13 protein-coding genes and 1 pseudogene are annotated in these 14,419 nt (G+C 51.7%); all 14 read right to left on the bottom strand.

Annotated elements, in window-relative coordinates; all coding sequences use genetic code 11:
- Entirely contained in the window at positions 1 to 453 is a 453-nt protein-coding gene (locus tag PBA01S_RS01180) for a hypothetical protein (protein ID WP_127575125.1), read from the bottom strand.
- A gap of 39 nt (positions 454 to 492) precedes the next feature.
- Positions 493 to 984, bottom strand: a complete 492-nt coding sequence (locus tag PBA01S_RS01175; RefSeq protein ID WP_016312055.1) for a hypothetical protein — start codon at positions 982 to 984, stop codon at positions 493 to 495.
- Positions 985 to 1,007: 23 nt separating this feature from the next.
- Positions 1,008 to 3,098 carry a hypothetical protein gene (locus PBA01S_RS01170; protein ID WP_127575124.1) on the bottom strand — a complete coding sequence of 697 codons (2,091 nt, stop codon included), beginning with the start codon at positions 3,096 to 3,098 and terminating at the stop codon, positions 1,008 to 1,010.
- Complete coding sequence (locus PBA01S_RS01165) at positions 3,088 to 4,959, bottom strand: P-loop NTPase family protein (protein WP_127575168.1); 1,872 nt, start codon at positions 4,957 to 4,959, stop codon at positions 3,088 to 3,090. Before PBA01S_RS01165 ends, PBA01S_RS01170 begins: the two co-directional genes overlap by 11 nt.
- A gap of 15 nt (positions 4,960 to 4,974) precedes the next feature.
- Positions 4,975 to 5,817: a hypothetical protein gene (locus PBA01S_RS01160; protein ID WP_085168942.1), complete on the bottom strand. Its 843-nt coding sequence runs from the start codon at positions 5,815 to 5,817 to the stop codon at positions 4,975 to 4,977.
- Complete coding sequence (locus PBA01S_RS01155; RefSeq protein ID WP_085168944.1) at positions 5,814 to 6,527, bottom strand: hypothetical protein; 714 nt, start codon at positions 6,525 to 6,527, stop codon at positions 5,814 to 5,816. Before PBA01S_RS01155 ends, PBA01S_RS01160 begins: the two co-directional genes overlap by 4 nt.
- Positions 6,528 to 6,546: 19 nt before the next feature.
- A complete protein-coding gene (locus PBA01S_RS01150) occupies positions 6,547 to 7,500 on the bottom strand; it encodes an SAF domain-containing protein (RefSeq protein WP_127575123.1) in 954 nt (317 codons plus the stop codon).
- A gap of 20 nt (positions 7,501 to 7,520) precedes the next feature.
- On the bottom strand, positions 7,521 to 9,044 hold the full coding sequence (locus tag PBA01S_RS01145; protein ID WP_085168946.1) for a serine/threonine protein kinase: 1,524 nt from the start codon (positions 9,042 to 9,044) through the stop codon (positions 7,521 to 7,523).
- Between the two features lie 181 nt (positions 9,045 to 9,225).
- Complete coding sequence (locus tag PBA01S_RS01140; RefSeq protein ID WP_127575167.1) at positions 9,226 to 10,296, bottom strand: SAM-dependent methyltransferase; 1,071 nt, start codon at positions 10,294 to 10,296, stop codon at positions 9,226 to 9,228.
- A 66-nt stretch (positions 10,297 to 10,362) separates the two neighbouring features.
- Positions 10,363 to 10,590: pseudogene (locus tag PBA01S_RS23015) on the bottom strand (cyclic-phosphate processing receiver domain-containing protein); the annotation flags it as partial.
- Between the two features lie 69 nt (positions 10,591 to 10,659).
- Positions 10,660 to 11,514, bottom strand: a complete 855-nt coding sequence (locus PBA01S_RS01135; protein WP_127575122.1) for a deoxyribonuclease IV — start codon at positions 11,512 to 11,514, stop codon at positions 10,660 to 10,662.
- The gene (locus tag PBA01S_RS01130; RefSeq protein ID WP_028537559.1) at positions 11,504 to 12,322 is read right to left on the bottom strand and encodes an Fpg/Nei family DNA glycosylase; all 819 of its coding nucleotides are present in this window, start codon (positions 12,320 to 12,322) and stop codon (positions 11,504 to 11,506) included. Before PBA01S_RS01130 ends, PBA01S_RS01135 begins: the two co-directional genes overlap by 11 nt.
- Before the next feature lie 72 nt (positions 12,323 to 12,394).
- Positions 12,395 to 13,204, bottom strand: a complete 810-nt coding sequence (gene nucF / locus PBA01S_RS01125) for a 5' nucleotidase NucF (protein WP_127575121.1) — start codon at positions 13,202 to 13,204, stop codon at positions 12,395 to 12,397.
- A 208-nt stretch (positions 13,205 to 13,412) separates the two neighbouring features.
- Complete coding sequence (gene rnz / locus PBA01S_RS01120) at positions 13,413 to 14,351, bottom strand: ribonuclease Z (RefSeq protein ID WP_016312044.1); 939 nt, start codon at positions 14,349 to 14,351, stop codon at positions 13,413 to 13,415.
- Positions 14,352 to 14,419: the final 68 nt, after the last annotated feature.

Genomic DNA, 14,419 nt, shown 5'->3' with positions numbered 1-14,419 from the left:
CTACTTTCTATGAATGATCGCCCGGGTCACTTTCCCTGAAGAATCATACCTATTCTCCACGCTGTATTTCGCTCGTAAATTCAATACTTGCAAAGCGCGTTTGCGACTTACCTCCAACATGTCCTCCATGGGACCAAGCGAGACGTTGTTCAGCACTTCCCCATCAACCTCAATCTCTACTCCGAGCTCGATCCAATCCGGAATCCGATGAAGCAGATCATTCCCGGTATATCCGCCGATTGTTTCTCCCTGAGGATCTTCATAGAGGGGTCTCTCCTCCTCTTCGCTTGTGAGCACTTTTCCTTCATGCGCGTAGACGCTGCGTCTAACGCCGTGCAACTGAACCGCGAGCGCGTCGTAGAACGCGTTTTGATTCGTTCCGATGTCCAGCATATAAATCGTAGCTGCAAGAAAAGAGCTGACGGAGAAAAGCAACCATACCAGACTTTTCACATGATTAATCACCTTAAATGATGCCCCCAGCCTACGCCTCTACGGGAGGAGTGTGGTTTGCGTAAATATCAATCCCCGAACCACATTCGAGCTGTCCTTAACTACCTTCGCCTTGAACTTGCCGCTTGGATTGACATATTCATTAAGCCGTTCGTCCCAGGCATTGCTAATTGGCACATTGCTGTGATTGATCACCGCACCGTAAAATTCTGAGGACTCAGGGTCATTGACGTTCAGGATATCTCCATACCATTCTCCGCCTCTGTTCTTCCCGGTTTTCACCAGAATGCCAAATTGATCGCGATCTTTAAACTTCCGTAAGGCATTAGTGACCTGCGAACCGCTAACCGTCGTATCGTCATATACGGTAAAAGCGGCTTGGGACAATTCGGTCTGGATGTCGGAAAAGCTGTTTTGCGCCGTTTTGGTCGCTTCCTGGGCAGAAACAAAAAGAATAACTACGATCGTAATCAAAGCGATGGTCAAAAAGATTCCGGCCGCAACCTTCAGTGCGGATGATGCGTTGTTCATGGATAAATGCCTCCTTAAATCCTTTATAGTTTTTGGAGTTGTTCAAAATAGAAGTTCATTTGTTCAAAGCTCATCCAAATGAGCGGAATGACTAAATAGGCGAAGACCAGCCCATACATCGGTGTAAAACCGATGATGCGACCCCAATTCGCTTTGATATCCAGCGATTTCTCGTAATCCAACCGTCTCCGCTCAAATTGATAGGACATATCGCTATCAAGATCGTCAAAGGCATCGGCAACTAACAGCTTCTCCGATGCGAGCAAGAGCTTGTCCGCCAACCGTTGGAATTCCTCCAGAACGACCTCTTTCTTCAGCTCCAACAGCGCTTCCTCAGGGCTGAAGCTGTAGTTTAAAAGGCATTTTTGCAAAGGCTCCCGGAAGATCACCGCATAAGAGGTCAGCCATTCCAAAATTTCTTCCACGGAAATCCGCTCCAGTTCCCGCAGGATTGCGATCATCGTCAGAAACTGATATACCTCATGCCGCATGTCCATCAATCGCATCCAACGCTGGAAGTAAAGCATCCATAGCGGCAGGTAGTATCCGGCACATCCGGCTAGCAAAGCCAATCCAAACTCCCACCATTTGAGATATTCCTCATTCCAGCGCTGTAATTTGTCTAGGATTCTGTGAGTTGCTTCTGCTATCGCTTCATGGGCTTTCCCTTCCCCTGCATCCTCCAGCACTTTGGAAACAGAGCGGAAGACTTCATCATAACTGGCTTTGGGTGACATGCCTAAGTGACGCATCACCACAGCATCTCTTACAGCCTCCTGTCGTCCGGCATCAACCGTGTCCTCTGGCAAAGCGCCAAAAAAGGTAGATACGGCTGGAGGCTCCGTTAAAATCCTTTGCTTCGTTAACTGATGAAGCATAAGAAATCCCCCGAGAGCAAGGATGAAGCTTAGCAACAAAATGCTGATTCGTCTAACCTGAAACGCTTCGATCCGAAGCTGATGATTTGTCTCCTTGAGCAGCTGTGAAATACGATGATAGGCTATGGATTCAGACGTCGGAACGAACTTGCGGCAAAAGCGGCCAAGGATTGGGTGCGTATAGACCTTGGCTTCCCACGATAGTTTCGCATGTTTGGCTCGATAAGCGGTTTCTTCTTCATTCTTCAGCTTCTGCAGCAACACATAACAGAGCAGGATGGTCAGAAATAGACCCGCTTTGATCACCATCCCTGCTTTGCTTAAATAGAACCCATCCATTAACGGGAAGTGCCCTCTGGCCCACATCTCTACCGGCTTCGTAAAAAAGACCGGTACTAAAGCGATGACATGCAGCCCTTTCAGTAAATAATCCAACCGTCTTCTGCGGATAAGCTCCAACTGAACTTCTCCAGTCAGGCGGCTGATGCTGCGCAGGTACATCGAACCTTCGGTGCGTTTTCGATCACCGTACTCCGATACCAGCCGGGAAATGCCGGCAAAAGCTTTTAAATAGCGACTGGGAGCTTTCTCGTAATATTTCTCCAAGGCGATGTCCGGGTCAGCATCGACTAAGGCCTCGCTAATCCAGTGGGCATGAACCCCAATTTCACGTCCCGCCGCTTCGCCAGCTTCCTCAATTGCATCAGATACCATGCCATGTCGATGAAAGGCATGTCGAACGGCAGCGAAGAAATCAAGCAGCTGTTCCAGCAACTTGACTTGTAATCGATTGACATAACCATCAAGGAGCAAGTCTTGCAAGACGACAGCCGTGATCAGCAGTGACAAAACAAACAACACGTCGGGATGCAACGCGGTTAAGATCGCAATCGAACTACCAAATGCCCCTGTGATTCCATAAACAAGCTTCATCGTTTGACATCTTAGCTTCAACTCATCCTGGGGATAACTTAGTGCGAGCCGCATGCGGATTTTCCCCACATAAAACCTTAGCGCAGGCACCTTCATCCAAGCGGCATACGACTTCAGCAGGAACGCAGACCCCCATTGCCGTATCCTGCTCAGTGTTTGCTTAGAAGAAGCTCCGGCCGTACTCCCGGCGTCTACCCATAGAGGGTTTGTCTTTCTTCCGAGCCATTGCCCTGCAGCATACAAGCCGATGCCACCTAGGGCTGATGCTCCTAACACGATCAGAAGGATCGACTTAAGCTCCAACCTTCTCCCCCCAATACGAGCTAACAAAACGTTCAAATTCGGCGACGTCCTCCGGCAACATTTCCCGTATCATAGCTTCTTGGGTCTGACGAGAAATCGGTTGCACGGCAACATAACGGCCATTTCGGTATTCCATGATCACCCGTTCTTGATAGTGGGCATAATGTACTGAAGTTGATGGACCTCCAGCCGCTGGGTAGGAATCCTGATCTTCCTGTTCAGGCCCATACCTTGGCTCCCGGCGGCAGCATTCTGTGATCCGCTCGATATAACGCCGCCCCGTCATATCGCGGCGCAGGTGAACGTCAAAGTCAATCACGGTTGCCACTTGCAGTTCAGCGACTCGTTCGTCACGGAATACGCCGGTTTTGAGCAGCGAATTGCGTAACGACTCTATAAGATCGCGAAACGTCTTGGCATGGTGCGTAAAAATTGTGAACAAGCTGGCTACCTGTGCCATCTGTACCATCCAGGCAGCAACCTCGTCCGTAGCGATCTCCCCTAATATGTGGACGGTGCCGTCCGTCTTTTTCTGAAGATCCAATGCGGCTTGCCCACTCACGTAGTCCGTCTCCCGAAAGCTTAAAATGTTACGGCCACTGTACAAGCGGCGTAAATGCAGTTCAAAGGACATTTCCTGGACACGCAACGTATATGCGGCATAGATATACTTGACCATGGCCATCAATAAGGTTGTTTTACCCGATCCCTGCGAACCCGTAATCGAAGTAATCCGGCTGCCCTTCATGAAATATTTCAGCAGTCCGATCGGCAGCTCGGCGTTCTCTCCCTGGATCAAGTGCTCCAACGAGGTACCCATCATATCGAATTTCCGCACGAAAAAAGCCCATGACTCTGCAAATGGCGGCCGAACAACAACAATCCGCGAACCGTCCTGCATCTCGTTCACCTTATATCCGTTAACCTCAGATAGTTGGCCTGGCAGATTGAATTTATAGATGTTCTGACAAACACGCTTTAACTCCGCTTCACTGCCAAAGGATAGAAATGACAGGCGGATACTCTTCCCTCGATAGAAAATCCAGACGCTCTCCCATGAACGGGTCAGTTGCTGCCCATCCTCATCTACAGGAAATAACTCGCTCCCCTCATATCTATGACCAATGCCAGAGGCAGGCTCAATGGCTCCATATCCACTTGGAATCCCGCTTACTCCGCCGCTCAACCCGTCGATCCGCATCTCCCTCAGCTCGTCCACGACCGAGAAGCCCTTATACATTTGGAAAACACGCTGCACGACAAGATCCAACTTCTCTTGGAACGCCAGAGGCCGAAACTCTAAGAAAAAGATACGGTCGATGTCCTCACCCGTAATTTCGTATACCGGGGAACCCTCCGACGTTTTTGGCAGTTTCGCTTCATCCAGCGCATAGTCTTCGATCATCTGCGCTAAACCGTCGGCGCCATACCGCTGTTTATAGAGGTATAACACGAGATCGAAGCGGTCCTGGGCGGTTAACAGCTCTTGGCGATGAAAAGGCAGAATCCGATCGATATTGTGCTCGTTAATCCCGTAATCGCCCGTGAGCAAGTCCCGAATAAATGACTTAATGTATTGCTTGTCCTTTGGATCCCCATATGCACAGCCCCGAAGCGCTTGGCGCAGTTCTGCACGCGCCTTCGCTTTACGGTTCCATGCCTCCTCGTTTAGGCCCCAATCCGCTCCGCTCGTACGGCTAAGGTCATGCAATCGTTCTTTGACGTAGGTTACAATCACTGACCATTCAAAGCGATCCTGTCCAGTAGGACGTTCCACTCTACCGGGTCTCGTCATTTTAACCTTGCGCCACAATAAGATCAGAACCGCCAGGAGAAGAAGCGAAATAATTATCCCGTTCATCAGCCCGCTCACACTCTATGCCCCCCTTTCCTTCGGTGAAATGGATACACCCGTTTCGGCGGCCATTTCCATCAGCATGTCTCCGAGCTCGGCGTATCCTTTCATAAGAAGCTCACGCTCCCCCTTACGTTTCGACCAAATCGGAGATTGGCGAAAATATGCTAGGATGTTCCGGGCATTCCAAGCATCCGCGAACCCGGTATGATATGGTATCCCGATCAAGCGTTGCACGCCGGAATAACGCCGCTTCAGATTATTTAGCCCCCAGCGGGACCGCGGATCATAGGGTGAAATGACAAAAAGCAATTTTTTGTTCGATTCACCTAGATAAGGAGCCGCATCCGCCAACCAACCATCCAAGGTTCCTAGTCGATGCGGCAATACCGCGACGAGAACATCTCTTTCGCGTAGCTTCTGCAGCGCCTCGCTTAACCGTAGCTTTTGCTCGAGAAGGATTAGGCGATCGTACGATTGTTCTGCAATCGCCAGTATTTCAGGGATAACCTCGTTATCCGGCTCCATCCTCGCCGAGTTGCTTATCCGCGTTCCGCACACCAGGTCAAGCCGTCCACGCAACAACGGGACGGTATAATCGCTAAAATTGCTCGCCGTTAACCGCCCGCTGGACTGCAAGCGCAGCAGTGCATCCAGGCCATGCTCTGGAACCCCTCCCTCCCCGAAGGTATCGCTATGCAAACGGACGATTTGTCCGATGCCTTCCTCTAAGCCGCGTCCAGCGGGCGCATCATTAAGCAGGAGCAGACGTTGTGGATGTCGCAGCCCTAACGTAACAGCGGTAGACACAGCAGCTTCGGCGGCGCGGCCTAGTCCGCCATCCCAAAACACAAAGCGGCTCATGCTTGTCTCCTTTCCGCTTGACGCACAGCACGTTTAGCGATCGAATAATCCCAGCCTGCCAGCTCACGAAGCAGTTGGCGCACCGCCCTTTTATAGGAACGGGAGAAGCTCCGAAGGCGTAGCTGCTGCAAATGTTCATTTTCCAAGTGAACAGCCCAATTTGATTCATCCCAAGGGATACAAATCGCTTCGGAGTGCCATTCCAGCGGAAGGTCTTCTAACAGACCCAGAATATATCGACTGTTCACCCCGCTGTCGACCGTACGGATAAAGACCGGCCGAACAACCAGCCCCCGCAGCTCCGGCCAATGTTGACACAAGCTGCGGAACCACCCGGCACTTACCTCAACCTCGTAACGATCGAACGTGGTGACCCAAACAATTTCATCTGCGGACATCAACCGTTCAGGAGTGAGACCATTAGGCGTGTCGATATCTTCTAATATGTAGTCGTAATCGGTGGACGGGTCTTCATTGCTTAATTCCATAGATACAGCGCTCATGAAGCCCGACGTCCCGGTAGCAACATCAAAACCACAAAACTCCGTTAAAGGAAGATAGGAATCTCCATCCCCAATCGAATAACGGTATTTACTGTTTTCTGTGCCATCTGTGAGCAATACTTTGGAGCCGGATGCCGCCAAAACGCTGCTAAAATAAAGTAACAAGTCTCTTTTGTCGCTCTTGCCTACGAACATCCATCTTTTCATGCCAAATCCTTTCCTCCTCTCAACTTGCTGGATCGAGCTCAAATTGGTCTCGGTCACCTGATCTTCCATCCGAAACGATGTTACCAGCGGGTTGATCCGAGCCCCGAACCTCTGTTTGTGAACGCGAAACAGTGGTCTGACGAGCAAATTCACTGGCACGCTGCGGCGACATAGCGGAGAGATCCCGTTCCAAGCCGCTTCGGGCCATATTGCTGAGTTTAAGCGCATGTTCCGCTTTCTCCACGATATTCGGATCTTTGCGAATCAGCTCCATCACGCCTTCGTTTACTGGATATGTCGGGACCGGCTTGCTCTGCAAATTGGGCTCGACATAGGCGAGCGCATATATCGAAGCCTTATGTAAATAAGCGTCTACGATCGCGCTGGATAACGAGAGAATTTCGGCTTCATCCAGCGTCACCGTGATCGTATCAGAGCTCAGATTCGCGACTTTCTTCTTGGACAGCAAAATATAATCGTGGCCCGTTGGAAATTGAATGCGAATATCAATAACATCGTTCGCCTTCAATACTTGTGGAAGCTGTACAAACGCCATTTCCCGCCAACGTAAATCGTCCGGAACCGGAGCCTCTTCATAGACGAGCGTCTCCGTCAGGGGCGTCATGGAACGCAGCGCAACCTTGGCATATTTCCCGGCAACGGCTTCCTGCGATGTAAAGAGGTCCGCTGGCACGCTATTGGCAGGAAGCTCCACCCGTTTTAAGTCGCTTGCTGCAATGAGGTTGCCAGCAGGAATATCTCGTGTAGGTACCCATCCCTGAACCATCCGCTGTTGAGCCTGCTCACGCAAACTGGCCAACTTAGCTTCATAATCCTGAACCAGGGTTTTCCTCTCAGCATGAACCTGTCTTTCCCGCACGAAGGTATACCCCGCAAACACCATGCTTGCTGTAACAACACCAACCAATCCGGATAACAGCATTTGCTTCGTTTTTTGCCTTAATCTAGGCATTCGTCTGTAGCACTTCCTTTCTATGGTTTGACTTTCATCCGTAACCTGAGTCCTGGTCGTTTGCTCTTCAAGAGCAGATGCTCACAAACCTCCTGCAATGCAGCCGCAGTTGACGGTCCGGGATCAAACGGATTCGAATCGGGAGGAAGAGCATATACGCCCTTAAAATGAAGCTCCCTGCGAATTCGCCGTAAACGGGCAGGCGAAGCAAACGGGATACAGATCCTCCAAGATACAGGGATCTGACCTTTGACGCCGAAGGTTTCGACGAAGCGATCGATCTCTCCGGCCCTCCATTCTGCTCCTGCACCAACGACGATAGATAAGTCGGCACGGTGGAATTCCTCCATCAGCTCCTTGCTGCGGCACGTCCCCAAGTCACAGATGACGCATCCGAAACCTTCCGACAACATCGCGAGAAAATCTGCTCGGGACGTCAGCTTGGCATAAACCACTTGACCTACCCGAAAACGCCCTCTATTGTTCAGTTCAGCTGCATATTCATCACCCTCCAACAGCTGAACTAACCTAACAAAAGCCGTTGATTTGGGGTTCATCTCCACGACCGCAACCTTCTTCATGCTCCGTGCCATTGTGTGGGCCAGCGCAATGGCAGTATGGGTTGCACCCGCCCCGGCTGAGGCAGCCATAACACTGACCAATGCCGGGCGACCGTTGTACGCAACCATGTCAGCTATTCGGGCATTCGAACCTGAGGCCGCCAAACTGGCATCTGATAACCCCCTCAACAATAAGGTCAAGGCCTCACTTACCGCCTCAGCCGAAACAAACCGCTCCTCCGGGCGAACCTGCAGCAGTTTGGACACGATTGGACGAAGCTGTTCACAACCATGTTCCCGTAAGGCCACCGCCGCTTCGGATGTCCACACCGTATATCTGCCCCCCGTTCCCATATAGAGCAGGACTGCGCCTAAAGAATACAGATCCGTACGCGCGTCGCTTTGGCGATTGTCATATTGCTCTGGTGCCGCAAATCCAACCGTGCCAAGCTGCACCGTATCTTCCGATTTCCCCACCGAAAAGATTCTGGCGATTCCAAAATCGACGAACCTCAGCTCGCCTTTATCATCAACCAGCAGATTGGCAGGCTTCACATCCCGGTGGATCACTGGAGGCTCATGTCGATGTAAATAATGCAGCCCTTCCGCGATTTGCAGACCAAATCGAAGGATCAACTCCAGCGGTAACCGCCCTTCTCTTGCCCGAATAAATTGATCCAATGGCACGCCCTGGATATAATCCATCACAATATAGGAATATCCGTCCCGGTCGGGGTCAATAAAATCAACGATCCGTGGCAGACGGTGATGATTTAATGTAATCAGCAGCTTGACCTCTTTCGCGACAGATATCGGCGCTTCGGGTACATTCAAGCATTCTTTCACAGCCCAGTTCTTTCCCGGCAGCTTGATGTCCTCGGCTAAATACACCCGGCTCATTCCTCCCTGACCAATCAAGCGTTCGATCCGGTAACGCCCAGCCAGCAAGTCACCAGGAACGAGCTTGGACACGAACCTAGTCATACCTCCTCCTTTCTTGAACGCAAAAAAGGGAAAGCCACCTCCCGTCATTTCCCGACCCTACGGCCGATATCAATGACTGGGGATGCTTTCCCTAATCGAGTTCAATGTATAATTTTGGAATTAGTATAGAACGGATGGCGGAAAATGTAAAGCTTTTTTTAAAGCCACTTCATTCACGCCATTAATATTTAATCATGTACAGCGTGATTTCATCCCGGTTATGAAATAGCTGCTTTGCTCTTTGTACTTGCAGGCGGGCTTCCTCAAATTGAGTGATCACCTCTTGAATTAACGCCATCGGTTTCTTCGTCAGCAGCTTCACTGTCACGATGGCAGTCCCTCCCGGAACCAAGGCGTAGAGCAGTTCAGTCACGAGCTTAGCCGTCAATTTGGGACTCCAGCTCATGTCGCAAACCAACAGATCAAATTGATTTTCTTTAAATTTCACCCTGTTCGCATTACGCTGCAAAAACGTCAGTTTAGGCGAAGATAACAATGCTGGATGCAGCTTCGCCGTATCCACTGCCGTTACGTTTAATCCGCGTTCCAGCAGGAACGAGGTCCACCCCCCGGGAGCCGCGCCAATATCCAGCGCTTCGCGGAACGATTCAAACGGAATTCCAAACGTAGCTTCCGCCTCCAACAACTTGAACTTCGCCCGCGAGATTTGCCCCTCCTCCTTGCGGAAGCGGATTGCCCCGCCGTTCCAGTCGGAAAGGTTATCCTGCGGATGCGCGACACCGGCAAATATCCGATCTTGCCCGGCAAACACTGAAATGATCCAGTCGGCATTCCTTACCACGAATTCCCCTACACACACGTCCTGCAGTAATTCCTGCAGACGGTCCTTCAACTCCGGCGCGGTTCCCGGCCATAGTCCGTCGTCTGATTTGCGCGCTTGCACGGCAATCTTGGCGCCTGGAAGCCGGAAATCCGCCATCAGATACTTGCGCAGCGGTTCCAACCATTGCACAGGATTGACCTCTTCCGTTTCAACCGGACACCATTCCCAATCAACCAGAAATACATGCCGCAGAAAAATCGGCGGATCCTGTCGCAGCCGGTGCTGCACATCCTCCGGCACCGCCTGCAACGAAGCGGCAAAAACCTCGCCGGGAACCAGCATCGTACTCTTGACGCTGCCAAACATGCGGCGCAGCTCCTCCTGGGCATAAGGAGCAAAGCCATGATTCGCCGTGCATATCCATTTCGATTGCGGCGGCACCTTGCAATTTCGGGCGATTTCCTCCAACCGTTCGAACGGAATCGGCCCGTTATGCAGCTTCACATGCTCCGGCAAGCCTTGATAGAAAATTTCGTACATACTCTTTTTCCCGGACATGCTGGAGGTGTGAAGATAAATTTCACGAGGGAAAAGCCGTTCCCGCACCATGGCAGCTGCCAATTCCGTACCGTTAGGTTCATCCGGCCCCATATCGTAATCCAGCGACAAGATGTCTACCTCCGTCAAGCGAAGCAATTCTAGACACTCCTCGACGGTGCGCGCTAACGTAAATCCCTGCGGACATCGGCGAAAATCGTCCATATATACATGAATCAATAGTGTTCTTCCTTTCCCGCGGTATTTCACTCCAAGCGGAGCCCGGTTCTCTCTCTAGGTCTCCGCCCACCGTCTCACTCGCTCCATATCCTCTCTGTACGTCCCGTCTTCCCCGGTTTCGCTCTCAAAGATAAGCGGGGTTCTCCGAATCGCGTCGATCTGCAGAAGCCAGCGAAAGCCGGCTTCGCCGATATGGCCCTGCCCCACACGGGCATGACGGTCCTTTCGCGATAATACCGGGTATTTTGAATCGTTAAGATGAACGGCACAGAGACCGTCCCAGAACTTCAGCTCCTTGGCCTTGGCCGCAAAGCTCTCGTCCCCTTCACCCCGCCACATCCCCGCCCCAAAAGCATGGCAGGTGTCGAGGCAAAAGCCGATGTGCTCCGAATCCCGGCACAATTTGCGGATTTGGACCAACTCCTCGATCGTCATCCCCATGTCGCCGTGATCACCGGCCTGGTTCTCAATTAACAGCTTCGCGGAACCTTGCCAGTCAGATAGCACATCATTAATACATTGTATAATATTTTGGTATCCTTGTAAGGGGTTTCCTGCCCTAAATGTGCCAAAATGTACCACAATCCCAATCGATCCGCACGCTTCAGCGATTTCCATATCATTTCGCAACGACTGTACAACTCGGCCATATGCTTCGCCGTCAGTCTCCTTGCTGATCGCGAGGTTGCTGGGATAAGGGGTATGCGCAATGGAGACCAAGCCGTGTTGTTCGCAAAATGTTCGGCATTGTTCCGCATCCCGCGGATCAAAGCTTTTGACTGCAAGGCTCCGTGGATTTTTTGGAAAATACTGAAAAGCGCCGGCCCCCATCTGTAGCGCAGCTTTGGCAGCCCCAAGATAACCGCTTCGAATGCTAAGGTGTCCCCCAACCTTCACCTTATCGGTCATGCTGACAGCCCGGGCTGTAAAATACTTTACGCCCGTTCATTTCCGCTTTGACGATGGTATCTCCGCAGCGGGGACAGGTCTCTCCCTCCCGGTCGTACACCCTGCAGATCTCGTTGGCCCCACCGGTCAACTGATCGTCCCGGGTTAACGGCATCTCCATATAACCACCAGCCTCGGTTGCCTCGATGAGCACATCCCGAACCGCTTGATACAATCGTGAAAAATCTTCATCGCTGAAATTTTGCAGCTTCGCCATCGGCAGCAACTGGGCCGCAAACGCAATTTCATCCGCGTAACAGTTGCCAATGCCGGCTATGACGTCCTGGTTGACGAGGGTCGTCTTCAGACTTCCCCGCCGCTTGCGCAGCAGTGCGGTAAACCGTTCTTCGTTCATCCGCCGATCCAGCAGCTCCGGGCCTAAGTGCGAAAGCAGCTCCTCAGCCTCCTTGGCACTGTGCAAGTGCAAATGACCAAGACGCAACCCGATGAAGTACAGGACTAGCTTCTCACCAAAGGTGATTTCCACCTGCGTGTTCCGGTCGGGACGATCCTCCTTGGAGCCGAGGTACAGTAACCCACCCAGCATCAGGTGGAGCATCAATCTTCGCCCATTATCCAGATGGAACAACAGGTTCTTGCCTCGACGTTCAATGAAGATCACCTGTCTACCCATCAGTTCCCGTGTAAAGTCTGCGACCGGCAAATTCACGGATTTCTCCCGGCCGATGTTCACTCCCGTAATGGGGAGATCCAAAATATGCTGAGACAGCTGGATTCGATAATTTTCCATCTCCGGCAATTCCGGCATGGTACATCTTTCCCTTCATCCGTATAAGTTCGTAAGTTCGATCATTAGTTCATCTCATAAAATAAAACAGGATCATCCACGATTTCCGCAAATTCGTTCACGGACTTCCGCAAGATCGCGGCACACTACATCCGCCTCTACACCGGAAGATTTCACATAATCCGGCAGGTTATCCGCTGTGGTGACGCCGGTTAGGGTTAGAATGGTCCCGCAGCCGGCATGCTTCCCTGCAGCGATGTCGGTATTGAGATTATCGCCGATTACCGCCACTTCCGAAGCTTCCAGCCCCAGCTGAGCGATGGCAAAATCCATCAGCGGCGCAGCCGGCTTGCCAATCACCGTCGGCTTAACGCCCGATGCAGCTTGCACCGCGGCGGAAATCGTTCCCGCTCCGGGCATTAAGCCGTCTTGGGAGGGCAGTAGCAAGTCTGGATTGGTTAGGATATAACGCGCCCCACTTCGGATCCAACGGGCAGCCCGGGTTAATGTTTCGTATGTAAAATGGCGGTCGATGCCTTGCACTACTACGTCCGGATGTTCCAAGACTATTTGTAATCCGGCATCCTCCAACGCCTTTATCAGACCAGTCTCACCAATGGCTGCGACTTTACAGCCAGGCTGTTCTTCGGCAATATACTTGGCTGCAGCTACGGCCGAGGTACAGACTTCTTCGGCCTGAGCCGATATGCCCATCGCTTTCAAATGTGCAGCGACCTCCTCCGGTGTCCGCGAAGAATTGTTCGTCACGAACAGAAAAGGGATTCGCTGCGCGCGTAAGGCGGAGATCAGCTCGTCCGCACCGGGAATCATTTGAGGCCCATGATATAACGTGCCGTCTAAATCAATGAGATAGGCCTTCCAACCCTTTGGCAAAATCCTCATCCTTTCGATACGACCGTGTCTCTATTTATTGTACCTAGGAACCTAGGGGTCAGGCAAATTTTTCCGTTCAATTTAGGGGAAATGTCATTTCAAAGTTTGAGTCCGCCGTTTGGCGTCGAACGATCGCGAACAGTGACATAAATCGGTCTTGTTCCTCTTGACAAACTTTGAAATGCCCTGTCAGTTCCTGCGCTTTCCCGGAAAATAATTATTTCCGCCCGCAGCGGCGTGCCACTGGATAGAGGACATGTTCCCGGGCTAGGTGCGAGTTTGGAAAGACGGAACGCGCCTCTTCTTCTAATCGCTGCAACTGATCGTCTGATTTATAACGCGAGCTAAAATGAGTCAGCAGCAGCTGCTGCACCCCGGCTTCCTTCGCAGCAGTCGCCGCTTGCTTCGCCGTACTGTGGTGATAGTCGTGGGCCGTCTTCGCTAGTTCATGCAAGAAAGTTGCCTCATGAACCAACATATCCGCGTTTTGAGCCAAAGTTAGCACAGAATCACACGGCCGCGTATCGCCTAGGATAGTGACAATCCGGCCAGCCTTCGGCATCCCCAGCACATCCTTGGCATGAACCGTCTCGCCATTTGGCGCAACCACGCTTTCCCCGCGTTTGAGCTTGCCGTACAGCGGGCCTGGACGAATGCCGCAACGCTCCAGCACAGCGGAGTCCAGCTTACCAGGCAAATCTTTTTCGATTACTCGATACCCGTAACTGTCAATCCGGTGCTCTAGCAGCGCCGCTTCAACCCGGAACGAATCGTCCTCGAACAGGACACCGCCCTGGTGCTCCACCAGCTCGAGCTTATAGTTAATCCGCGATTCGCTAAGCGACAGCGTCGTTTCAACGAATTTTTTCAGGCCTTTGGGACCGTATATGACGAGAGGTGTATCCCCGCCCTGATAGGCACGGCTCGAAATGAGCCCAGGCAAGCCAAACAAATGATCACCATGCAAATGGGTGATGAAAATATATTCCAACTTGCTTAATTTCAGCGGTGAACGCAGGATCTGATGCTGAGTGCCTTCACCGCAATCGAACAGCCAGAGCGAACGGCGTTCCTCCAGCAGACGCAACGCCACTGAAGTCACGTTCCGTTCCAAGGACGGTACCCCTGCATTCGTCCCTAAAAAGTAAAGTTCCATGCCATTTCGTCCTTTACGCTAGAATGATACATCGATACACGTACAGATTGCCAAAACCCTCCGAATCT

Origin of the sequence: Paenibacillus barengoltzii NBRC 101215, assembly GCF_004000745.1 — a bacterium.
Lineage (GTDB): Bacteria > Bacillota > Bacilli > Paenibacillales > Paenibacillaceae > Fontibacillus > Fontibacillus barengoltzii.
The sequence above is the reverse complement of the archived record's forward strand: the minus strand, read 5'-3'. Positions and strand labels throughout refer to the sequence as shown.